19 protein-coding genes are annotated in these 22,227 nt (G+C 62.8%); 12 read left to right on the top strand and 7 right to left on the bottom strand.

Features of this window, described 5'->3' with window-relative positions:
* The first annotated feature begins 14 nt into the window (after positions 1-14).
* The 5 genes from AC5ZGW_RS08260 to AC5ZGW_RS08240 all read left to right on the top strand — a co-directional run bounded on the left by AC5ZGW_RS08260 (position 15) and on the right by AC5ZGW_RS08240 (position 4,723).
* Positions 15-578: an HdeD family acid-resistance protein gene (locus tag AC5ZGW_RS08260; RefSeq protein WP_130230874.1), complete on the top strand. Its 564-nt coding sequence runs from the start codon at positions 15-17 to the stop codon at positions 576-578.
* 181 nt (positions 579-759) lie between these two features.
* Entirely contained in the window at positions 760-2,070 is a 1,311-nt protein-coding gene (locus AC5ZGW_RS08255; RefSeq protein WP_130230880.1) for a metal-dependent hydrolase family protein, read from the top strand.
* A gap of 196 nt (positions 2,071-2,266) precedes the next feature.
* A complete protein-coding gene (locus AC5ZGW_RS08250) occupies positions 2,267-3,370 on the top strand; it encodes a peptidylprolyl isomerase (RefSeq protein WP_496113897.1) in 1,104 nt (367 codons plus the stop codon).
* A gap of 20 nt (positions 3,371-3,390) precedes the next feature.
* Complete coding sequence (locus tag AC5ZGW_RS08245) at positions 3,391-3,852, top strand: hypothetical protein (protein WP_130231201.1); 462 nt, start codon at positions 3,391-3,393, stop codon at positions 3,850-3,852.
* A 13-nt stretch (positions 3,853-3,865) separates the two neighbouring features.
* The gene (locus AC5ZGW_RS08240; protein WP_349645141.1) at positions 3,866-4,723 is read left to right on the top strand and encodes a lytic transglycosylase domain-containing protein; all 858 of its coding nucleotides are present in this window, start codon (positions 3,866-3,868) and stop codon (positions 4,721-4,723) included.
* Positions 4,724-4,937: 214 nt separating this feature from the next.
* Here AC5ZGW_RS08240 and AC5ZGW_RS08235 read toward each other — a convergent pair whose 3' ends face one another.
* Positions 4,938-6,185, bottom strand: a complete 1,248-nt coding sequence (locus AC5ZGW_RS08235) for a multidrug effflux MFS transporter (protein ID WP_130231199.1) — start codon at positions 6,183-6,185, stop codon at positions 4,938-4,940.
* A gap of 231 nt (positions 6,186-6,416) precedes the next feature.
* On the opposite strand from AC5ZGW_RS08235, the gene AC5ZGW_RS08230 reads away from it, so the two are divergent.
* A complete protein-coding gene (locus tag AC5ZGW_RS08230; RefSeq protein ID WP_130231197.1) occupies positions 6,417-7,250 on the top strand; it encodes a DUF1194 domain-containing protein in 834 nt (277 codons plus the stop codon).
* A gap of 253 nt (positions 7,251-7,503) precedes the next feature.
* On the opposite strand, the gene AC5ZGW_RS08225 is transcribed toward AC5ZGW_RS08230, so the two are convergent.
* Positions 7,504-9,240, bottom strand: a complete 1,737-nt coding sequence (locus tag AC5ZGW_RS08225; protein WP_130231195.1) for an ABC transporter permease — start codon at positions 9,238-9,240, stop codon at positions 7,504-7,506.
* 1,123 nt (positions 9,241-10,363) lie between these two features.
* Here AC5ZGW_RS08225 and AC5ZGW_RS08220 point away from each other — a divergent pair.
* From AC5ZGW_RS08220 to AC5ZGW_RS08205, 4 genes are all read left to right on the top strand, one after another.
* Positions 10,364-11,284, top strand: a complete 921-nt coding sequence (locus AC5ZGW_RS08220; RefSeq protein ID WP_130231884.1) for a helix-turn-helix domain-containing protein — start codon at positions 10,364-10,366, stop codon at positions 11,282-11,284.
* Between the two features lie 205 nt (positions 11,285-11,489).
* The gene (locus tag AC5ZGW_RS08215) at positions 11,490-13,826 is read left to right on the top strand and encodes a TonB-dependent siderophore receptor (RefSeq protein WP_496113896.1); all 2,337 of its coding nucleotides are present in this window, start codon (positions 11,490-11,492) and stop codon (positions 13,824-13,826) included.
* Positions 13,827-13,835: 9 nt separating this feature from the next.
* Positions 13,836-14,999 carry a PepSY-associated TM helix domain-containing protein gene (locus AC5ZGW_RS08210; protein WP_130227809.1) on the top strand — a complete coding sequence of 388 codons (1,164 nt, stop codon included), beginning with the start codon at positions 13,836-13,838 and terminating at the stop codon, positions 14,997-14,999.
* Positions 14,999-15,193 (top strand): hypothetical protein, encoded by a 195-nt coding sequence (locus tag AC5ZGW_RS08205; RefSeq protein ID WP_028165250.1) that lies wholly within the window; start codon positions 14,999-15,001, stop codon positions 15,191-15,193. The genes AC5ZGW_RS08210 and AC5ZGW_RS08205 overlap by 1 nt, the downstream gene beginning before the upstream one ends.
* Before the next feature lie 12 nt (positions 15,194-15,205).
* Here the strand turns inward: AC5ZGW_RS08205 and AC5ZGW_RS08200 are convergent, their stop codons facing one another.
* Positions 15,206-16,615, bottom strand: a complete 1,410-nt coding sequence (locus tag AC5ZGW_RS08200; RefSeq protein WP_245474874.1) for an aminotransferase-like domain-containing protein — start codon at positions 16,613-16,615, stop codon at positions 15,206-15,208.
* A 46-nt stretch (positions 16,616-16,661) separates the two neighbouring features.
* On the opposite strand from AC5ZGW_RS08200, the gene AC5ZGW_RS08195 reads away from it, so the two are divergent.
* Both AC5ZGW_RS08195 and AC5ZGW_RS08190 read left to right on the top strand, forming a co-directional pair.
* A complete protein-coding gene (locus AC5ZGW_RS08195) occupies positions 16,662-17,090 on the top strand; it encodes a DUF983 domain-containing protein (protein ID WP_130227810.1) in 429 nt (142 codons plus the stop codon).
* 504 nt (positions 17,091-17,594) lie between these two features.
* Entirely contained in the window at positions 17,595-18,416 is an 822-nt protein-coding gene (locus AC5ZGW_RS08190; RefSeq protein ID WP_165435363.1) for a class I SAM-dependent methyltransferase, read from the top strand.
* A gap of 4 nt (positions 18,417-18,420) precedes the next feature.
* Here AC5ZGW_RS08190 and AC5ZGW_RS08185 read toward each other — a convergent pair whose 3' ends face one another.
* The 4 genes from AC5ZGW_RS08185 to AC5ZGW_RS08170 are packed head-to-tail and all read right to left on the bottom strand — an operon-like array spanning position 18,421 to position 22,084.
* Positions 18,421-18,834, bottom strand: a complete 414-nt coding sequence (locus AC5ZGW_RS08185; protein ID WP_207231077.1) for a hypothetical protein — start codon at positions 18,832-18,834, stop codon at positions 18,421-18,423.
* Positions 18,831-20,006 (bottom strand): glycosyltransferase family 4 protein, encoded by a 1,176-nt coding sequence (locus tag AC5ZGW_RS08180; RefSeq protein WP_130227812.1) that lies wholly within the window; start codon positions 20,004-20,006, stop codon positions 18,831-18,833. Before AC5ZGW_RS08180 ends, AC5ZGW_RS08185 begins: the two co-directional genes overlap by 4 nt.
* Positions 20,007-20,015: 9 nt before the next feature.
* Positions 20,016-21,290 (bottom strand): glycosyltransferase, encoded by a 1,275-nt coding sequence (locus AC5ZGW_RS08175; protein WP_130227813.1) that lies wholly within the window; start codon positions 21,288-21,290, stop codon positions 20,016-20,018.
* Entirely contained in the window at positions 21,287-22,084 is a 798-nt protein-coding gene (locus AC5ZGW_RS08170) for a WecB/TagA/CpsF family glycosyltransferase (protein ID WP_028165254.1), read from the bottom strand. The genes AC5ZGW_RS08175 and AC5ZGW_RS08170 overlap by 4 nt, the downstream gene beginning before the upstream one ends.
* Positions 22,085-22,227 lie beyond the last annotated feature (143 nt).

Raw genomic sequence — 22,227 nt, 5'->3', positions numbered from 1 at the left:
TCGAGGAGAATGACATGACCACCTATGACAATGGTTCTACGATGCGCCTTACCGGGCTGCCGACACCGCCTTTATGGGTGTGCATCCTGCTCGGAATCGTCATGATCGTCGCGGGCCTTTTGGTCCTGGGAGATCTCGCGCTGTTCACCGTGCTCAGCACCATCTTCATCGGCTGGATGGCGATTTTCGCCGGTGGATTCGAGATCATTCACGCTTTCTGGACCAAGGGTTGGGGAGGGTTCGTGTGGCAACTGCTGCTCGGCGCGCTCTATCTTGCATTCGGCATCGTGCTGGTGACCCAGCCGCTGACCAGTGCGCTGATCCTGACCCTTGTCCTCGGTCTGCTGCTCCTGATCTCGGGGTTCATCCGCATCTTGGTCGGCATCAGCCACTGGCAGCAGTTCGGCTGGATCATTCTGGTGTCCGGGCTGTTCGGTGTTGTGGCAGGTCTCATCATCCTCACGGGATTTCCGGCCACCGGGACATGGGTGATCGGATTGCTGCTCGGCATCGACCTCTTGTCTCACGGCATCGGATGGCTGACCCTTGCCTGGCTGCCGGCTGTCAGAACGGGGTAGCAGCCGTCGATCGACGAAGACTGGCAGTACGTCGCTAATCGCCGGCGATCACGTCGGGCGTTCCCCTCCCGCACAACAAGAATGCGAACCTTGCGCTATGCGCCATTGGTGGAGATCAGTCATGTCAGGTTTGAGGAAGCCGGGTCGAGCTTTCATTGCTGCGCTCCTGGCTTCAATTGGAATGAACCTCGCGGCTTTGCCGATTGCGCAGGCTCAACAAGCGTCCGCCGTGCTGTTCCAGAACGTTCGCATCTTTGACGGAAAGAACGCCGCGCTCTCCGCGCCGTCCAATGTCCTGGTCCGGGACAACAAGATCGAGAAGATTTCGGTTGCAGCGATCAAGGCTGACGCTCAGGTGATCGACGGCGGCGAACGCGTGCTGATGCCCGGGCTGATCGACGCGCATTGGCATGCGATGTTGGTGCGCCCGACGCCGGCGGCTACTCTGGCTGACGACGTCGGCTACAACAATCTCCTTGCGGCAGCGGAAGCCACCGCCACGCTGATGCGGGGCTTCACCACCATTCGCGACATGGGCGGCCCGAGCTTTGGGCTCAAGCGCGCGATTGACGATGGCCTCGTCGCCGGCCCTCGCATCTATCCGTCTGGTGCCGTGATCACCATCACCGGCGGCCATGGCGATTTCCGGCAGCTTACCGATCTGCCAAGAACGATCGGCGGCATGCTCAGCCGCATGGAAAGAATTGGCGGCAGCATGGTCGCGGACAGTCCGGATGAGGTTCGTGTGCGCGCGCGAGAGCAGCTCATGCAGGGGGCCTCACAGGTCAAGCTCACCGCGGGCGGTGGCGTCACTTCGCCGTTCAGCCCGCTCGATGTATCCACCTTCACCGAGCCCGAGCTGCGTGCCGCCGTCGAAGCTGCCGAAAACTGGGGCACCTATGTGGCTGTGCACGCCTATACGCCGGTTTCGATTCAGCGCTCGATTGCGGCGGGAGCAAAGTGCGTAGAGCACGGCCACCTGATGGACGAGGCTACGGCGCGCCTCATGGCGGAGAAAGGAATCTGGTTGAGCACGCAACCTTTCCTAGATCTGGCGGGCGCAAGTGCGCTCGGGCCGTCGGAGCAGGCGAAGATGCGGCAGGTGGTTGCCGGCACGGACAGAGTCTACGCGCTGGCAAAGAAATACGGAATCAAGACTGCCTTCGGCACTGACATTCTGTTCTCTCAGGCGCTGGCGGAGCGGCAAGGCGCCATGCTAGCCGACCTCACGCGCTGGTACACGCCGGCTGAAGCGCTGACAATGGCGACATCGACCAATGCCGAATTGCTCAGTCTGTCCGGACCCCGAAACCCATATCCCGGCAAGCTGGGCGTGGTGGAGGAGGGCGCGCTCGCCGACCTCCTGCTGGTCGACGGCAATCCGATCGACAACATCAGGCTCGTGGAAGATCCGGCGAAGAATTTCCTCGTCATCATGAAAGGCGGAAAGGTCTACAAGAACCTTCTCGCCCACGAGCCTTCCCGGCGCTGATCCGCCAGGTACGTACAGAGATACCAGCAACCGGCCAAGACCGGTCGCGAACTGGTGGACTGTTATGAAAATGTGACATTTGGTGAGTAGTGGCTAGCGAACCGCTACTCGGCTTCCGCCGCGTCGAGGTCCAGAACGTTGTCGCAGGACTACGGCGACCGGATTCTGAACCAGAAGATCGAACCCTGAGGTCACTATGATTGCCTTTCGTCCTGCGTTTGAACGCCCAGCACCGCGATACCATCGCGATCGTGTCGGCCGTCACCTCGTGGCGTTGGCGATCGTCGGACTGGCCGGCGCATTGGGCGGGGCTGAACCCACTTTCGCGCAAAATCCTCCCCCGGCGGCACCGCAGCGGGTGGTGAAGCCGAAGGCGCCTGCCGCAGCACCAGCGCCTGTTGCAGCGGCCCAGCCGGCCGCCCCGGCGCCGCAGGCCGAGGCGGCGGCGCCCGGCAACGAGCCGGTCGCGCGCGTTGGCGGACGTGACGTCTCCGCGTCGGAAATCCGCGCTTTCCTCGCCGCCGTCGGGCCCGAACAGCGCGCCGCGCTCGCGCGCGATCCCGCGCTTCTCAACCAGACGCTCCGCGCGATGTTTGCAAGGCAGCTCGTCCTCAAGGAAGCCACAGACAAGAAGTGGCAGGACCAACCGGCCGTCGTCGCTCAGCTCACCAAGCTGCGCGAGGAGGCCATCTTCGAGACCTACCTGCAGTCGGCGTCGGTGCCGCCCGAGAATTATCCGGATGAGGCGGAAATCCAGAAGACCTATGACGCCAACAAGGGCGCGCTGATCATGCCGCGCCGCTTTCATCTCGCCCAGATCTATGTCGCGCTGGCGGAAGGAGCGGACGCCGCGGCCGAGGAGAAGGCCAAGGCGAAGGTCGCGGACATCCAGGCCAAGCTGAAGCAGCCGAAGGCGGACTTCGCCCAGATCGCCAAGGACACCAGCGACCAGCGCGAGCTCGCGGACAAGGGCGGCGATCTCGGCTGGCTGCCCGAGCCGCAGCTCGTTCCCGAGATCAAGAGCCGCGTGATGGGAATGGCCGTCAATAGCGTGAGCGAGCCGATCAAGCTCGCCGACGGCTATCACATCGTCAAGCTGATCGAGACCAAGCCGTCCGAAACCATGGCGCTTGCCGACGTGCGCGACACCCTGGTCCAGCGCCTGCGGGCGCAGCGTGCCGAGCTGAATCGCCGCGCCTATCTTGCGCGCGCGCTCGAGCAGAATCCGCCCGCGATCAACGAAATCGCTCTATCCCGCATCGCTGGCGAGCTGACGCAATCGGCAGGCGCTGCCCGCTAACAGCATTCGGCACGGAAACGATGGCATCGAAATCCCAGATCATGAACGGGAATCCGGGCAGGCTGCGGCGTCTGCTGCGTTCCTTCGGTCTCGTGGCGCTCGGCCTTTCCGCCGGGCGCGCGCCGGCTGCGGCGCAAAGCACGGACTACAAGGCCGCGTCCGAGGCGCCCGCCGCGTGGCGCGACTATGCGTCCCGGCTGCAGGGTGCCTTTCAGCAGCAGATCGATGCCGACGGCGACACGTCGCAGTGGCTTGTGACCTTCGCGGCGGAGCGAGAGAAGGAGAACAAGCCGCTGACATTCGTCGTGAGCGCCTCGATCCTGCCCGACGGCAGGATGGACTGCATCGCGTTCGACAGCAGCATGGATCCCGAGCTTGGCGGCCGGTTGCGTCCGCTGCTTGCCTCCGCCAATGCCGGCGCGCCGCCTCCCGACATGCTTCAGCCGCTGCGTCTTCGCCTGCGGCTCCGATCTACAGAGTGAGCGAGGCGGGGGCGTGCGGGGGCATCGGCAGACCAGGCTGTCGCGCGGTTGGTTGCTTGCACTGGCGACCGGCGTCGGCCTCGTGCTGACAAGCGCTCTCGCGTTCGCCGATACGTCACCCGCGGCGGCGGAGGAATCCCCCGCCGCCGAGGCGGCAAGCGAGCCTGAAAAGGAGGCTGCGCCAGCCGAAGCTGCGCCAGCCAAGGAAGCTGCGCCGGCCGAATCTCCATCGGCCATCGAACGGCGATGGCGCGAGAATGCCAAGGTCGGGTTGCCCCCGACGCGAGGCGGCCCGACCTCGACCTCAAGCGCGCAGCCTCGCTCCCGCTATCGCGAGCTGATCGAGAAGCAGACCGCCGGCACGGGTCTTGCGCCCGAGATCGCGGAAGCCGTGATGGGCGTGGAGAGCGGCTACAATGCGGGCGCGATCGGTGGCGTCGGTGAAATCGGATTGATGCAGGTGTTGCCCTCGACGGCGCGGATGCTTGGCTTCACCGGCACCAATGCCGAACTCGCCGTGCCCGAGACCAACATCCGCTATGGGGTGACCTACCTCGCCCAGGCATGGCGGCTCGCCCGCGGCGATCTCTGCACCGCCGTGATGAAATACCGCGCCGGCCATGGCGAGACGCGCTTCTCCCATCTGTCGGTGAGCTATTGCCTCGCGGTGCGCTCGCGGCTGATGGCGCGCGGCTTCCAGGTTACCGGCAGCGTTCCCGTCGCCACCTTCGGCGAGCCGGCCCGTGGTGGCGGCGGTGGTGGTGGATGCAAGCGCAGATGCTTGGCCGGCCTGGGCGGCCCCAATATCAACTATGTCAACCTGAACGCCCGCCTCAGCGCGCTCGTCGTCCAGGTGCGCGGCGGAAAATAAGGGCGAAGATGCTGGTGATCCTCCCTCTCCCCGTTCTTACGGGGAGAGGGTTGGGGTGAGGGGCTCTATCCGCGAACACGATGACGGCTGTGTTTGCGGAGGCTCCCCCTCACCCGAAATTCAAGCTGCGCCTGAATTTCGACTCTCCCCGCATACGGGGCGAGGTGAATCCGACCCATTTGCTCGATACGAGAAAATCATCAGACCTGCGCGGCTACACCGCGTGATGATGCGGCCGGAACAGGCGGCCCTTTTCCGTCACAGCCGCGATGGCGAGTGCCGCCAGCGCGCAGAGGAAGAAGCCAGTCGAGAACGGCAGCAGCGTGCCGTCATAGCTCTGGCCGATCGCCATCCCGACGCCGATGCCGAGCAATGTCGTGATCGATCCGTACAGCGACGACGCGGTACCTGCGATGTGGCCATGCGGCTCCATGGCGAGCGCCGTGAAGTTCGCCATCATCAGGCCGAAGGTGAACATCATCAGCGCCGACAGCAGCATGAACAACGGTAAGGGCAGCATTTGCAGCTTCACCGCCGCCAGCATGACGGCGGCAACCAGCAGAAATCCAGCCAATGCGCCGTGCGAGATCACGCGCATGCCGAGGCGGCCGACGATGCGGGAGTTGAGAAAGCCGGCGATGGCGACGCCGGTCGCAATGGCGGCGAATGCGAGCGGGAAGTAGCGGCCGAGCCGGTAGATATCGGTGAACACCTGCTGCGAGGAGAACACGAACGCGAACATCGCGCCCCACACGCCGCCGCATGCCAACGCATAGCCCAGCGTCTGGCGGTTGCTGATGGTCTGCCGGAAGGCGCCAAGCACCTCGCCAAGCCGAAGCGACTTGCGCAATTCCGCCGGCAGCGTTTCCGGCATGCGCAACGCGCTCCAGGCCAGCGCGATCACGCCGTACAGCATCAGCGCAACGAAAATGCCGCGCCACTGCGTCAGCAGCAGCACCGCCTGGCCGAACGACGGCGCGACCACAGGCACCGCGATGAAGACCATCATCGCGAGCGACATCACGCTCGCCATGCGTCGTCCTGCGTAACAGTCGCGCACGATCGAGGTGGCGATCACACGCGTTGCCGACGTGCCGAGGCCCTGCAGCGCACGCGCGAGCAGCAACGTCTCGAAGGATGGCGCCGCGATCGCGAGCAGGCTTGCGACACCATAGACGGCCATGCCGCCGAGCAGCACCGGACGGCGGCCGAAGCGATCCGACAACGGGCCCATCACGAACTGTCCCACACCGAAGCCGATCAGGAAGGTGGACAGCACCATCTGCGGATGGTTGGCGTCGGCAATGTTGAATGCGGCGCCGATGCTCGGCAGCGCCGGCAGCATCATGTCCATGGCCAGCGGGTTCAGCGCCATGATCGATGCGATCGCAACTACGAATTCGGGGAAGCCCATCGGGCGGTGGCCTGACGATACCCAGGCCTCGGCATTGATTTCAGACACGCGGCATCCTTTTTGTGGAGCGCAATCTAACGATCGTGCTGCAATGCACAATCCCGTGTTTTGGAATGGCGGACCGGCGGTTCCAGACTGGATGGGCAGCGCGGCGCACTTTTAGGCAGTCATGGCTTGGCGAATTCCGAAATATGACACCGGGTCGCCAATCTCTCCGCTTTGCCCTGTGAAACTTGCGTGTCACCATCATATCGGGGCTAGGGATCGAGGAGGTCCGCGATGCGATGGTGCATCTCGATCGCAGCGGTGCTGGCCGCCAGCATGCTCGCGGGCGCCGCCGGCGCTGCAGCGCCTCGTCAGCCACCGGCACTTGCCGACCGGCAGGGCCCGCCTTCCGTCGATATCGAGCTTATCATTGCGGCCGACGTCTCCTATTCCATGGATACGGACGAGCTCACGGTGCAGCGCGAGGGTTATGCTGAGGCCATCGTTTCCAGGGAATTTTTGCAGGCGCTGAAGGGAGGCCCGAACGGAAAGATCGCCCTGACCTACTTCGAATGGTCGGCGTTCGGCGACCAACGGGTGATCATTCCCTGGCGCGTGATCGACGGCCCCGAGACGGCTGACGCAGTCGCCAGCGAAATCATGCAGGCGCCAATCCGGCGCGGGTCGCGCACCTCAATTTCGGGCGCAATCCTGTTCGGGACGCCGCTCTTCGAGGAGGACCCTAACCGCGGCTTTCGGCGTGTCATCGATGTTTCCGGCGACGGTCCCAACAACAACGGGCCACCTGTCACGCCCGCTCGCGACCAGGCGCTGGCGAAAGGCATCGTCATCAACGGCCTGCCGATCATGATCAAGGAGCCGTCCCATTCAATGATGGATATCGACAATCTCGATTGGTACTACGAGGATTGCGTCATCGGCGGGCCCGGCTCCTTCGTCGTGGCAATCAAGGATCGCGAACGATTCAAGGAAGCCATTCGCACCAAGCTGGTGCTCGAAGTGGCCGGACGTGATCCCGAGCAGAAGGTCGTTCCCGCCGCCGCGAAGGAACCAAGGATCGATTGCCAGATCGGCGAAAAGCTCTGGGAGGACCGTTGGGGACGCTAGAGCATGATGAGATCAGGTCGAATTGGCGCCACGTCGGAGGTGCCTTACCTCTCCCCGACGGGGAGAGGTCGGATCGCATCGTGAGATGCGATCCGGGTGAGGGGGATGAGCTCCATCGAGGAACCGTAACCCCTCACCCGGCGCTGCGCGCCGACCTCTCCCTATGGGAGAGGTGGACAACCGCGGTCACGCCGATTCAACCAAATGACATCATGCTCCAACCCCGATCTTCGAGGCTGAACGGCTCTGGATGTCAGCCGAGACGAAGACGACGTTCGCCGAAGGCATAGAGCTGCCGCCAGAGCAGGCGATTGAACAGCGTCACCATCACACACATGACGGCGATGCCGAGCACGACCTTCGGAAAATCGCCGGCTTCGGTCGCTCGCGCGATATAGGAGCCGAGGCCGATCGCGGTCAGATGGGTGTCGCCCCAGCTTGCGACTTCCGCGACGATCGAAGCGTTCCACGATCCGCCCGAGGCGGTGATCGCTCCGGTGACGTAGTAGGGGAAAATGCCGGGCAGGATCACCTTCACCCACCAGCGCCATCCCTTCAGATGGAAACTGCCGGCGGCTTCCCGCAAATCGCTCGGGAAGGCGGCGGCGCCGGCGATCACGTTGAACAGGATGTACCACTGGGTGCCGAGGATCATCAGCGGGCTGAGCCAGATGTTCGGATTCAATCCGAAATGCACGATCAGCACGACAAACACGGGAAAGGCCAGGTTGGCCGGGAACGCCGCCAGGAACTGCGCGAGCGGCTGTATGCGTTCGGCGAGTTTCGGCCGCAGCCCGATCCAGACGCCGATCGGTACCCATATGATCGTTGCCAGCGCAATCAGCACGACCACGCGCGCGAGCGTGACGAATCCATATCCAACCGCAGTGGTCACGTCAGACCAGCCGAGCGTGGCGGAGAGATATTGATAGATCTTCCAGGTCGCATAGCTCGTCACGGCGGCGACCACTGCCACCCATATGCCGTCGACGAGGCGGGAGGGCTGGCTGCTCTTGCCTTGCGTCCGCAGTACCGCAGGCACGCTGATGCGGAGGGTCGAAATGACCTTGTTCGCAGCGCCAAGCGGATAGGTCAACGCGCGCAGCGCGCGCGTACGCCTGAAGAGGTCGAGCATCCAGGACGTCGGTGGCTCGGTGGAGGCAGTCTGCTCGAAGCGGAATTTGTCGGCCCAGGCCACGATCGGGCGAAACAGGAGCTGGTCGTAGGCGATGATGACGAGAAGCATGGTCATCAGCGCATAGACGATCGCCGGCAGGTTCTGCTCTTGAATGGCCAGCGCCACATAGGAGCCGACGCCGGGCAGGGTGACCGTCGTGTTGCCCACGGTGATCGCCTCCGATGCCACCACGAAGAACCAGCCGCCGGACATCGACATCATCGCGTTCCAGATCAGGCCCGGCATCGCAAAGGGCACATCCAGTCGCCAGAACCGCTGCCAGCCGGAGAGGTGAAAGCTCTGTGTTGCTTCCTCGAGATCCTTCGGCACGCTGCGCAGCGATTGATACATGCTGAAGGTCATGTTCCAGGCTTGGCTGGTGAAGATCGCGAACACGCAAGCGAGCTCGGCACCCAGCACCTGCCCGGGGAACAGGTTCATGAAGAACACGACCGTGAAGGTCAGGAAGCCGAGGATCGGCACCGATTGCAGGATATCGAGCAGCGGGATCAGCACGATCTCCGCGCGCCGGCTCTCGGCGGCGAGCGTGGCATAGATGAAGGTGAAGACCGTCGAGCAAACGATCGCCAGCAGCATCCGCATCGTGGTCCGCAGCGCATAGAGCGGAAGATTGCGCGGATCGAGCGTAACCGGCGTACGCTCGAGCTCCGACAGCGGCTCAATCGTCTGCTTGCCGCCATAGACGATTAGAACCAGGACGCCGATCAAGAGCAGCAGCGCCACGAGATCCCAGATGTTGGGCCGAAGCGAGTCCGGCCCGAGAACGGCAGCGCGAATATCCCGAAACATCATGAGCCACCTCTGGTTGGAATTCGGTGCGATCGGCCCGAGAGGATCGAGACCGGACCGCGATCGGTGTTATAGGCAGGCTTCACGACGAACCGATAGTCGAGGCCGGTCGAGAGCTGCCCGTCGCGAGCAGGGTCACGTTGGGACGAATTTCATGAATTATTTCAAGGTGATTTGCCCGGTCCAGCCTTGGCGCGAAAAATAAACCGCTTAACCCGTCGGGCAAATCAGTGATTTAACTCGGCGCGTCTCACGGCGGATGAGGGGCGGCTCGCGATCGTCACGAACGTTGCGGTGAGATGCGGTGGACGCAGGTGTTGCGACTGACGAGCGTGACATCAGCGGACGGCGAAGTCGTGTGGTCCTGGCGCCCCGACGCTGGCGCTAAGTTCTGTGGATCAAGTATCCGCAAGACGACGGTGGCAAAAGAGCCCGGTCACCGGGGAGAGCACGAAGTAAGCCGTAACACCATCGCGCAGGGAAAGCCGGACTGCTTCGGTTGAACCTGTGGTCCTACCCCCGTGCTTTTTGTTGCACGGGACCCACGGGTGCAACCAGCACCCGGCTTTCCCTGCGCCCTCTGATTTCGAAGAGGGTGGAAAGAACGCAAACCTCGGGCGATCCATGCCGCGAGAACGCGCACTCACATCCTCTCCGCTGTTTGAAATTCAAATCAGACCTCACCCCGTCATTGCGAGCGCAGCGAAGCAATCCATCGCGCCACTTGTGGAGACGTGGATTGCTTCGCTACGCTCGCAATGACGTGGATAGCGCGGCGCGCTTCAATCCATCCCCTCACCCTCTCTGGATGAGGGTCTGGCGGAATCGTAGATTTGTAGGGTGAGCAAAGCAAAGCGAAGCGTGCCCACCATCGCGAGCGCGGTGCTTGATGGTGGGCACGCTTCGCTTTGCCCACCCTACGGGCCTCTGGCGGAATCGTAGGATGGGTAGAGCGAAGCGAAACCCATCATTCACGCGCTTGCTCCATCGCGATGGCTTTCGCTGCGCTCTACCCATCCTGCCAACCCGCGGAATGGTGCGGCACTTTGAAAGCGTTCTAATTGCCTCGGCAACGGTTGAGAGGCAGATAGACTGATGATTCGCTGGCCGGCTCCAGGCAAAGGACGTGACGCACATCTATCATCGCATCTTCGATCAGTTCCGCGTCTTCGACTCCGAGGGAGTATCAAGGGAGGACGACTTCGAGGGGACTGCGCAATGGCTCGAATCTCCCGGCTGCCTGTTCCAGCGAAACAATTTCATCCTTGATCGCATGATACGCAGCGAAGGCATGATCAAGGCCGGCCTGTTCGTCACCATCGTGTTGAAGGGCTCAGGCCAGGGAGGTCCGCATCGCGATGTCACGCGGTTCCGCTACTCGGAAAATTCGATTGTCGTGATGGCTTTGCGAAAACCGCAGCTCTGGAGCGGCGAGGCCTCCGGCGGAGTGCGTATGTTTGCCGCGGGTCTCGCGTTTCCCAAGGCATCGATCGATCGGCTCGGCCTGCAGCGCGAGTTCCTCGAGCTATTTTCCTCGGCGGAATCGGATGAATTCGTGGTCACGCTGAAGGCGCCGCCACGCATCCTTGCCATGGCAACCGAAATGCTGTCTCCGACACTGGATGGACGCGCGGAAGAGCTGCTGCTGTCCGCGCATGCCATGGAAATCCTCGCGCGGGTCATATCGATCGCGGGCGAGCGCGCGAGCATGGAGATGGCCGGCGATCACAAGCAGCGCCGGCTGCGCGCGATCCGCGACGCGATCGACGCGGATCTGCGGCGCCCGTGGAAAGTCTCCCAATTGGCGCGCGAGGCAGGCATCAGCCGCCGCTCCTTCAACACCCATTTCCGACGGGCGTTTGGCGTCAGCGCTTCCGAATATCTGCGGACGCGCCGGCTCGAATCGGCACGCGATGCGATCATCGAGCAGGGCATATCGATCAACGAGGCGGCCTATCTGGCGGGCTACGGCAACCCCGCCAATTTTGCGACCGCATTTCGCAAGCATTTCGGATACGCGCCCAGTCGATGCCGTCCATCAAATTAGAATGAGAATAATTCTACGCAGTGGGGCGGCTGATCGTGACGTGTGTCCACTAAGGTAGCAAGCTGATGCTGATGTTCCGGCAGCCAATCTGGAGCTTGTCGACAATAGATCAAAGAGTTTTTGCGCAATCGCAAAGGCGTCAGCTTCGCAATTCTTGCACTCAGTCCCCTGAGTCCGCGGGCGTTCCGCGACGGGGGATCTGGCGATGGAATTCAAGCGAAAGAGCGAGTGGGGACTCGCCCTTGTGACGATTTGTGGCTTCGCTGCGATGGCATTCACGGACACGCCGGCGCTGGCGCAGAGTCCGTCCGGCGCGGAGCAGCCGAGATCGAACACCGAATTGCCGCCGGTCACGGTCGATGCGCCTCGCCAGCAGCGCGGCCGTGTGGCTCCGGTGCGATCGACGCGGGCTGCGCGATCCGGCCGCAACGTCGCGCGGCGGACGCCGGCCCCGGTGACGCAGGAAGCCGCCGCGCCGGGCGGAGCGGCCGGACGCTCAAGCGGCGAGAGGGGTACCGGTCCGGTGGTCGGCTATCTCGCCAAGCAAAGCGTGACCGCGACCAAGACGGACACGCCGATCCTGGAGACGCCGCAGTCGATTTCGATCGTCACCCAGGACCAGATCCAGGCGCAGGGCGCGCAGAACGTCGCCGAAGCGTTGCGCTATACGCCTGGTGTCACGGTGCAGAGCTTCGGGGCCAATGCGTTCTTCGACAACTTCAAGCTCAGAGGCTTCGATGCGCCGAGATATCTGGATGGCCTGCGGCTGCCGCTGGACAACACCACCTTCGCCGTGCCGCGGATCGAGACCTATGGGCTCGAGCGGATCGAGGTGCTGAAGGGGCCGTCGTCGGTGGTCTATGGCCAGTCCGAGCCGGGCGGTCTGCTCAACATGGTGAGCAGGCGGCCGACGGCGACGCCGCAATACACGATCGAGGGCACGTTCGGCTCATTCGATCGCTTCCAGGGCGCGTTCGACCTCGGCGGCCCGACCGACAAGAATGGCGAGTTCCTCTACCGCATCGTCGGGCTCGCACGTGACAGCAATACCCAGACCGATTTCGTGCAGGACAACAAGCTGTTCATTGCGCCGAGCTTCACCTGGGCCCCGACGACGGACACCAGCTTCACGCTGCTCTCGCAGTACCAGAAGGCCGACAACAGGGGCTACCAGCAATACGTGACGGGCCAGGTGTCGTTCCTGCCCAACCCGAACGGGCACGTTCCATACAGCCGCTATCTCGGTGTACCCGGGGCTGACGGCTACAATCTCGAGCAGTTCATGGTCGGCTATGCCTTCGAGCACCGCTTCGACAACAACCTGCAGTTCCGGCAGAACCTGCGTTACACCGATGTCACCAACGATCTCTCCTCGGTTCGCACCGAAGGCATGGCGACCGACCGTCTCGTCAACCGCAGCTATAATTATGTGAAGGCAAGCGCCGCCAACATCGCTCTCGACAACCAGTTGCAGGCGGATTTCCTGACCGGACCGCTCGCCCACAAGGTACTGTTGGGCTTCGACTACTTTAATCTCTGGTCCAACACCGACTATCGATCCGCCGGCATCGCTCCGATCGATGCCTACGCTCCGGTATATAATACCGCTGTTCCGTCCTTCGCATCATTGGCGCCATTCATCCTGCGCAACGACAAGCTGAGCCAGGCCGGTCTCTATCTGCAGGACCAGATCAAGCTCGACCGCTGGACGCTGACGGTGAGCGGCCGCAACGATTGGGTGAGCACGGATTCCAAGAGCTTCGCAGTCTTTCCGCTCGCCGGCAGCTACTCCCGCGACGACCGGGCGCAGACGGGACGCGTCGGCCTCAACTATCTCTTCGATTTCGGATTGTCGCCCTATGTGAGCTATGCGACATCGTTCACGCCAAATCTGGGCGCCGATCTCGCCGGCAACTCGTTCAGGCCGACCACCGGCGAAGGCACTGAAGCCGGCGTCAAATTCATGCCGAATGGATCGAACCTGATGCTGACGGCCGCCGTGTTCGAGATCAAACAGCAGGACATTCTCACCGCAAGCCCGATCAATCCGCTGTTCAACGTGCAGACCGACGCCGTTCGCGTTCGCGGCTTCGAGTTTGAAGCGAAAGGCAACATCACCCGCGAACTGGAGATCGTCGGCGGCTACAGCCATCTCGATCCGAAGGTCACTTCAAGCATTGCCGGATATGCCGGCAAATACATGATGAACACGGCCCAGGACCAGGCCTCGCTCTGGGGCAAGTACACCTGGTACGATGGTCCGGTTGCAGGTCTCGGGCTCGGGTTCGGCGTGCGCTATGTCGGCGAGACCTATGGAGACAGCTTCAACACTTTCGTCATCCCGGCCTATACGCTGTTCGATGCCGCCGTGAGCTACGATTTCGGCTATCTGCGGCCGGACTGGAAGGGATTGAAGGCGCAGGTCAACGTGACCAACCTGACCGACCACTTCTACGTGGCGTCGTGCTTGACCGGCTTGCCCTATTGTGGCTTGGGGAATGGACGTACGGTGCTCGGCACGTTGAAATATAGCTGGAACTAGGACGGCAAAGTGACGGCGGCAACCAGGTCTCTTCGGCGATGGGGTTTCGTCCACAAATGGACGAGCCTCATCTGTACGGTGTTCATGCTGCTCCTGTGCATCACGGGGCTGCCGCTGATTTTCCATGAGGAGATCGACGACCTCCTGCACAGCCAGGTGAAGCCGGCTGAGGTGGCGGCGGATGCGCCGCTTGCCGATCTCGACCATCTGCTCGCCAACGCAATCGCCAATGCAGCGGGACAGGTCCCGCATTTCCTGATCTGGGACCGGGACGATCCGAACGCGATGTTCGTCAGCGTCGGGCCTTCGATCACGTCCGATCCGAGCAAGAACCTCTTGATCCGGATGGACGCGCATACGGGCGCCTATCTGGATGCACCTGACGTGACCGGCCGTTTCACCTACATCATGCTCAAGCTGCACACGGATATGTTTGCAGGTCTGCCGGGCAAGCTCTTCCTTGGCCTGATGGGCATCCTGTTCTGCGTCGCCATCATCTCCGGCATCGTCGTCTATGCGCCCTCGATGCGGAAGCTGAGCTTCGGCACGTATCGCGCCGGCCGGACGCGCGTGGTGCGCTGGCTCGACGTCCACAACCTTGCCGGCATCCTTCTCGTTGCGTGGACGCTGGTGGTCGGCTTCACCGGCGTCATCAACACATGGGCCGACCTGGTCCTGAAGATGTGGCAGTATGGGCAGCTTGCCGAGATGACCGCGCAATATCGCGATCGCTCGGTGCCCGCGAAGCTGACGTCGGTCAATGCAGCGGTCGAGGTGGCGGCGCATGCGGTGCCGGGGATGACGCCAAGCTTCGTCGCATTCCCCGGCTCGATCTTCAGCAGCAAGAGCCACTACGCGGTGTTCCTGCGCGGCAACACGCCGCTCACCTCGCGCCTTTTGAAGCCGGCCCTGGTCGACGCCGAGACCGGCACGCTCACCGACAGCCGCGATATGCCCTGGTACGTCTCGACGCTGTTCATTTCCCAGCCGCTGCATTTCGGCGACTATGGCGGCATGCCGCTCAAGATCCTCTGGGCACTGCTCGACGTGCTCACGATCATCATCCTCGGCACCGGCATCTATTTGTGGGTGCGGCGGCGAAGGGCAGGGGTCAGCGTCGATCGCGTGATCGCGCGCTCCTCCAACCTCGAAAGTCCCGCATTGTCGTCCTGATGACGTCGCGCAAACCCATGCATCGCACGCTTCGACAGATCTTTATCGCGCCCCTGCTGGTCGCGATCGTCAGCACGCTTGGCCTCGTCGGCGCGCTCGTGGGAGACGGTTGGTGGGATGCCCTCTCATGGGTCACCCTGGCCGTCCCGGTTGTCCTCTATTCGCTCTTCATCTGGTGGCGAAAGCCGAATTGAGCGGCCGCCGCCTCAGACGATCTGCGTCGCCATGACAGACAATTTCATGGGCGCCGCGAGCACCTGCATGGCCTGGCTGACATCGGCGCGGTTGCGCGCCGCGCCAAGGGAGACACGGATCCCGCGCGGCGGCTTGTCAATGACGGCGAAGGCATCTTCGCCGACAACGGCAAGCCCGTGGCGCAGCAGATGCGAAAGCAGGTCCATCCGATTCCAGGATGGCGGCAGCTCCAGCCAAAGGTGATGGCTGGTGGGACGGGATGCGAAAGCGATGCCCTTCAGGATACGTCCCGCCAGTTGCTGTCGTCCCTTGGCTTCGTTGCGCACCGCCTCGATGATCTCATCGGCGATGCCGTTTCGGATCCAATGGGTGAGGAGCGCGACCATCAGGGGTGGTGACATCTGCATCGTCGCCTGCAATCCGCTGCGCATGGTCTGCGCGGCGGTGGGATCGGGTGCCAGCAGATAGGCGACGCGCAGTCCCGGCGCGATGCATTTCGACGTGCTGGCGGCGAAATAGCTCCGCTCGGGAATCAGGTTTGCGATCGGCGACACCGACGGTTCGAGCAGACCATAGGCGTCATCCTCGATCAGGAAGATTCCGGCATGGCGGATGATTTCGGCGATGGCCTTGCGGCGCGCCGGGCCTGCGGTGGCGGTCGTCGGATTCTGCTGCGTTGGCACCAGATAGACGGCTTTCGGCTTGTGCTTGCGGCATGCATCCTTGAGCGCATCCGGCTGCGCGCCTTGTTCGTCCATCGGCAATCCGATCAGGCGAACGCCCAATCGGGCGGCGGCTGTCTTCAGGCCAGGATAGGTGAGTGCCTCCGTCAGAACCACGTCGCCGGGCGAGGTGAGGGCGAGAAGCGCATTGAACACGATGGCCTGCGATCCCGGAAAGATCACGAGACGTTCGGCATCCGCATCCGTCACGCGATGGCGCAGCCAGTTTGCCGCCATCTCGAGATCGAGATCGCTGCCGCCTGGTCTTGAATAGGTCAGGAACGCGCCGAAGCCGCTTTCCCTGCGAATCGTCTCCAACCCCTGCGCGATGCGAAGATCCAGATTGGCTTCCACCGGTTGAGGCGGAAGATTCATCGAAAGGTCGATCGTGACTTGCGCGGGAACGTGCGACGGCGAACGCACCGTCGTCTCCGAGACGAACGTGCCCTGACCGACCCTGGCGTCCAGCAGGCCGCGCCGGCGCGCTTCGCCGTAGGCGCGGGTGACGGTGGTGAGATCGATGCCGAGCTCGGTGGCGAGCGCGCGGTGCGTCGGCAGCCTTTGTCCGCGAACAAGCCGGCCGCTCTCGATGTCGGACGCCAGCGCATCGACGATCCGCATGAACAGGGGGCCTTGCCATTCGGAAAGTGTAGGGACCCAATCCATACAATAGGCCTGTTTGTCTTTGATTGTATCCATACATTCTCGTACTGTATGGACATGCCTCACGTCAAGGAATTCAGCGATGACACAGCCAGTTTCGCTTGCCCAAGCCGCATTGCGCGGCTTCACCATGCGATGCCCCAATTGCGGGAAGGGCCACCTTTTCCGCCGGTTTCTGAAGGTCGTGGATCACTGCGAAGTCTGCGGCGAGGACTACACGCCGCAGCGTGCCGATGACTTTCCCGCCTATCTCGTCATCGTCGTGGTCGGACATGTGGTCGTGCCGGCTTTGCTCGCCGTCGAGATGGCTTACGCGCCGCCGGCGTGGCTGCAACTCGCGATATGGCTGCCCTTTACGCTGTTCGCATCGCTCGCGCTGCTTCAGCCGACGAAAGGCGCGATCGTTGGCCTGCAGTGGCAAACGGGAATGCATGACTTCGCGCAATCGAAGAACCGAAAGTCGGCCGGTTCCGCCAACAGCAGATCGCTGCGGAACCACGCGCTTCCCTGAGCTCTGCTCGAATCAATTTTCGCGCAGAGAAGGTTCCAAGGAACCAGACGCTTCACGAGCCGCGACAAGCACGATCAAAATTGTGCCGAAGGTCTGCGCAGCCATCGTGATGACAAGTTGAGGAGTCATCTACTGCGCTGAACTGCGGCTCAGATCGACTCTGCTATGGCCGTGGGGAATCCCTGTGCCCTTTTGGACGCACGTCCACTCGCCCAACGAAGAGAACCTTCTTGCCTCGCACGCGTTGGCTTGTTGCGTCGCACAGGCGCCGCAATTGCCGTCAAGAAAACGAGATAAGTTTAGTCCCTGGGATGGAACCCAGGTACGTCGCTTGAACGAAGGGGCTTCGTGGATTCTTCCGTCACTGACCGATCGGACATGTGCGCGGAGACTGACTGGCGGCGCACGGTTCGTTGTCCCCGCTGTGCGGCCCCGCTGCGAGAGATCGACGCGCGACCGTTCTGTTCCAATAAGAACTGTGAATACTGCGAAAGCGGGTTCCCGGTGGTTGAGGACCAGCCGGTCCTGATCGATTTCGCCGCCAGCATCTTCGAGCGCGAGATGTATCGCGGCGGCAATGGTTCGGTCTTTCACCGCGACGTGTCGCGCCGCTCGATCAGTTCGCGCCTCCATCAGCTCACCTTCGGCGGCAATCAGGTGGCGCAATCCAACTGTGCACGCTTCGTCGAGCTCCTGAAGCAGGAATGCGAACGGCCGGTCGTGCTCATCATCGGCGGAGGTGCGGTTGGCGACGGCGCCGATGAGCTCTACGCGGATGACTCCCTCGAGTTGATCGGGACGGATGTCTACGCGTCGCCCTACACGCTGCTGGTGGCCGACGCGCACCGGCTGCCGTTCGAGGACGGCGTATTCGACGGCGTCTGGGTCCAGGCCGTGCTCGAACATGTCCTTGAGCCTGCGTCCGTCGTCAGCGAGATTCACCGCGTGCTTCGGCGCAGAGGCCTCGTCTATGCCGAGACGCCGTTCATGCAACAAGTGCATGAGCGCGGCTATGATTTCTCGCGCTTCACGCGAAGTGGCCACCGCTGGCTGTTCAAGCAATTCTCGGAAATCCGCGCGGGCCGTGTCGGTGGCGCAGGCGTCGCGCTGGTGTGGTCGATCCGCTACTTCGCCCGTGCGCTCGGCGCCGGCGACAAGCTGTCGCGTCTGGTAGCGCTGCCATTCTTCTGGATCCGCCTGCTCGATCCGCTGACGCGCGGTCGCCCCGGATCGGATGCGGCGAGCGGCTTCTTCTTCCTCGGACGCCGGGCGGAGCGTCCGCTCGATCCGCACGCCATGCCGCGCTACTACGACGCGCAGAAGTGACGCTTCAGGTGAGGCCTTTGATCTTCTTGCAAGGTGTCGCCGAGGTCGAGGAAAGCTGCACGATGTCGACGACGGATTTCATCGTCAGCACTTCCTTGCTGGTGAGGAAGCGCAGCGTCGCACTCGGATAGGCGTCGCAGAATTGCGACAATGTCGACGCCGTGGCAGGAATGGTGTCCTGCTTGGGAACGACCGCGATACCGCCGTCCTTGAGGACATAGGCGTCCTTCACATTCGTCATGCTGCTCGCCGCCATACAGATCTTGAACAGATCGTTGTAGGATTGGGGCGGCAACTTCAGATCGCCGCCGAGGCTACCCAACAAGTATTCGCGGCTTCGGCGGCAGTTGTCGGCGCCGGCGTGTGCCGTGCCGGTGGCGAGCACAAGCAGGATCGCGGCGGCGGCGATCCGCCTCATGCCGTCACCACCTCGGCCTGCGGCGCAGGCCGCTCGTTCCGAGCCAGTCCGTAGGTCGCGGCAGCGCAACGTTCCCAGGACAACGCGCGTGCATGGGCCAGCGCGCCTGCGGCAAGGCTCGCACGCAGTTCGTCATTCTCGGCGAACCTGGCGATCGCCGCGGAAATGCTGTCGATATCAGGCGGAACAAGAATGCCGCTTTGATCCGGCAGCACGGCGTCGGGAACGCCGCCGACAGCCGTCGCAACACTCGGCACGCCGCCGGCACCGGCCTCGAGATAGACCAGCCCGAATCCCTCGACCCGGCCGGAGGAATCCGGAAGGCCCGTCAGGCAGAACAGATCAGCCGCGCCATAGATGTCGCGGATCTCTTCATTCGGCAGCGGACCGAGCAGGCGGACATCGCAGTTCGCGGTTTCGATCAAGCGCTGGAGTTCGTTGACATAGTCGGCCTCGCCATTCGGGCCGATCACGAGCCAGGTGATACGCTGGCGCAACCGCTCGGGGAGGCGCGCCAGTGCCGCGAGCGTCAGATGATGTCCTTTGCGGTGGGTGATCCGCGCGACGGTGACTATGACCAGCCGCTCCGGCGCCAGCCCAAGGCCGGCGCGGATGTCCGCACGATCGCGTCGCTCGCCGAACCAGAAGTCGGAAACACCGAGACTGATCGCGCTGATTTGTCCTGCGTCAACGGCAAACCGTTCTCGGAACAGATCCCTGGTGTAGCGGCTGTTCGCCACGATCTCCGTCCGCGGGCCGAACACGCCGGCGCTGCGGATTGCAAATCGCTTCAACGGGGTCTGGGTTTCGTTGATCTCGGTGCCGTGCACGGTCATCAGCACGCGTGCCCGCGTCTGCCAGCGCGACAATGCGACGGGAATGAAGAACGGCCAATCGGCCGCATGGATCACATCGTATGGATGCTCCCGAACCTTGTTGCGTGCCAGCAGCATTTTCGCCGGCAGCTCCTTCATCGAATGCAGGCCACCGGCAAAGCGGGCCACTTCGAACGGCAGCGTGCGATCGCGGCCTGCATTGTCCTGTCCGTAGTCCGGCGCAACCACGGTGACGCGCGCGCCGAGCCGGGTCGCGGCGGCGGCGATTTCCCCTGCATAGGTGCCGATCCCGCCCATGGCGGGAGCAAACTCACTGGTCAGCAGCAGGATGTTCACGTCGATGCCTCAAGAGGCCGTGGCGGCGGCGAAGCCGCGGGCGTCCTGAATTTCCTGATGGTAGCGGTACACGCGCGCCAGTTGCGTGGCCGGCGTGAAGTCCTGGATCGCATCGGCGACCTGCTCGGGCGTGATCTTGCCGCCGTCGATGGCGTCGCGGACATCGATGAAGCGCTGTGCGAGAGTCTCCACCATATCGTCGCGGCTGCCATCGCGTGTCACCAGATAGCCGCTCTGGCCGTCATGGATGACGGACTCGAGCTGCGGCAGGTGCATCGCGACAACGGGACGGCCGACCGCAAGCGTTTCCAGAACGCAGCGCGGCATGCCCTCGAATTCGGAGGTGAGGATGCCCGCATGCGCCTCCGCCAGCGTCTTCGCCATGCCCGTGGCATCCTTGAAGCCGTGGCGAATGGTGATGTCCTCGATCGCGGCAAACTCGCTGAAGCGATGCGGGTCGCTGGTGCCGATATAGTGAAAGCGGATCGGGCCGTTCAGCCGCTGTCGCAATCGCTCGATGGTGCGGAACATCAGCGGCGGGTCCTTGAATTCGTCGAGCCTGCCGGCGAACACGATCTGGAATGGCGACATGCTTTCCGGGAACGGCTGCGGCTGGAAGATGTCGGTATTGACCCAGGTCCACAGCGTATCGATCTTGTCCTTGCTGCGCGGATACGTCTTCTGCATCCGCTCGGTGATGAATGGATTAACGCAGAGGAACTTCTCGCTCATCGTCACGGCGAATCGCTCGCCGGTATTGTGCACGAAGGAATATTTCCGGAGCAGCGAATCCATCTGCAGTTTCGGCGCGCCCTCGCCATGTAGCATCTGCACGAAGGGGAGACGCAAGATCGCCGGCAGCCAGGAGAACTCAACCCGACGTAAATCGATCGAGCATCGCCGTGTCCGTACCAGCCGTGCGATCTGGCCGAAATGACGCAGCAGCGCCACGAAGAACTGGCCTGTCAACGAGGAACGAATGGTGCGCGCGGCTTCACGCGCCTGGGCATCGCTGTAGCGAAGGATCGGAAGGAAATCGAAGGTGCGGCCGCGGAACGTGACCCGGTGCACTTCGCCGAGGGTGAGGTCACCGATCGAATCCACGCCGACGAACAGGATGTCGGTGTTGTCAGGATGGAAGGTGATGAAGTCGCGGATATAGGTCTCGAGCCCGCCGACCTTTTGGCCGCGCGGATCGAACGGATGGAGCAGGCAGATCTGATAGCGCGGCCGAACGCGGCTTGCATTGCGGGCGCGCAGCGCCAGTGTGACGGTCGAGGTCATGCGGTCTTCCGGATTCGTGCGTTGATGATCTGGGGCAGCGTGCGCGCAACGAGTCCCGGAACGGCGGCCATGCAGCGAGCATAGCGCGGTCCGAGCCGGCTTGGGTTGTTCAGCATGCGCCAGGCCCATTCGAGTCCGGCCTTCTGGGTAACCGACGGCGCGCGCTTCTGCGTGCCGGCGATGAAATCGAGCGCCGCGCCGATGCACAACACACCAGTGCCATCGAGCTCGTCGAGGCAGCGCGCGGCAAATACTTCCTGGCGGGGCGCGCCGAGCGCAACGAAACAGAGTCTTGCACCGGACTCGCGGATCAGTTCGATCGCATGATCGGCCTCGGCGGAATAAGGATCGAAGTTGGGGCCGGGCGCATACCATCCCACAACTTGCAGGCCCTGGAACCGTTCCGACAGACGTTGCGCGGTCATCTTCAATGTCGCGTCATTCGACCCAAGCAGGAATACAGGAAGGCCCTTCTTTCGCGCTTCCTCGCAGAGCGGTTCCACGAGATCGGCGCCGGTGGTCCGCTCGATATGCGTGCCAAGCAAACGCGACAGCACGACGATCGGGAACCCGTCCGCCGTCACAAATTTTGCACGACGATAGGCAGCACGGAAGTCAGGCCGCTGTTGCAGTTGAACGACATGATCGAGATTCAACGTGCATACGCTGAAGTTTTCGCCTTGCTGCGCAGCCGATACGATCGAGTTCACCGCTTCGGGAAGTGAACCAATGTTGATGGAGATGCCATCAACATTGAGATTGGATGTCGCAGGCTGCGTCTGTATTTCCGGCATGTCGATCTCCAGGTGCGAGAGAAGCCGAGGTGCGCTGATGGAAGTCGTCGGCATGCTCAATGCTTGTGCGATGGGAACTCGCATCTCGAAGACTCTTCCTCGACGAGCGGCGTCACGAAATAGAACTATTGCGTCGCAACGAT

The organism is Bradyrhizobium sp. Crot121 (assembly GCF_059512385.1).
The sequence above is the reverse complement of the archived record's forward strand: the minus strand, read 5'-3'. Positions and strand labels throughout refer to the sequence as shown.

What these genes read in the sequence shown, in the direction of transcription:
- AC5ZGW_RS08260 (WP_130230874.1), top strand. Translation starts at nt 15, where the DNA reads ATGACCACCTATGACAATGGTTCTACGATGCGCCTTACCGGGCTGCCG.
- AC5ZGW_RS08255 (WP_130230880.1), top strand. Translation starts at nt 760, where the DNA reads ATGAACCTCGCGGCTTTGCCGATTGCGCAGGCTCAACAAGCGTCCGCC.
- AC5ZGW_RS08250 (WP_496113897.1), top strand. Translation starts at nt 2,267, where the DNA reads ATGATTGCCTTTCGTCCTGCGTTTGAACGCCCAGCACCGCGATACCAT.
- AC5ZGW_RS08245 (WP_130231201.1), top strand. Translation starts at nt 3,391, where the DNA reads ATGGCATCGAAATCCCAGATCATGAACGGGAATCCGGGCAGGCTGCGG.
- AC5ZGW_RS08230 (WP_130231197.1), top strand. Translation starts at nt 6,417, where the DNA reads ATGCGATGGTGCATCTCGATCGCAGCGGTGCTGGCCGCCAGCATGCTC.
- AC5ZGW_RS08225 (WP_130231195.1), bottom strand. Translation starts at nt 9,240, where the DNA reads ATGATGTTTCGGGATATTCGCGCTGCCGTTCTCGGGCCGGACTCGCTT.
- AC5ZGW_RS08215 (WP_496113896.1), top strand. Translation starts at nt 11,490, where the DNA reads ATGGAATTCAAGCGAAAGAGCGAGTGGGGACTCGCCCTTGTGACGATT.
- AC5ZGW_RS08205 (WP_028165250.1), top strand. Translation starts at nt 14,999, where the DNA reads ATGACGTCGCGCAAACCCATGCATCGCACGCTTCGACAGATCTTTATC.
- AC5ZGW_RS08200 (WP_245474874.1), bottom strand. Translation starts at nt 16,615, where the DNA reads ATGGATACAATCAAAGACAAACAGGCCTATTGTATGGATTGGGTCCCT.
- AC5ZGW_RS08195 (WP_130227810.1), top strand. Translation starts at nt 16,662, where the DNA reads ATGACACAGCCAGTTTCGCTTGCCCAAGCCGCATTGCGCGGCTTCACC.
- AC5ZGW_RS08185 (WP_207231077.1), bottom strand. Translation starts at nt 18,834, where the DNA reads ATGAGGCGGATCGCCGCCGCCGCGATCCTGCTTGTGCTCGCCACCGGC.
- AC5ZGW_RS08175 (WP_130227813.1), bottom strand. Translation starts at nt 21,290, where the DNA reads ATGACCTCGACCGTCACACTGGCGCTGCGCGCCCGCAATGCAAGCCGC.
- AC5ZGW_RS08170 (WP_028165254.1), bottom strand. Translation starts at nt 22,084, where the DNA reads ATGCCGGAAATACAGACGCAGCCTGCGACATCCAATCTCAATGTTGAT.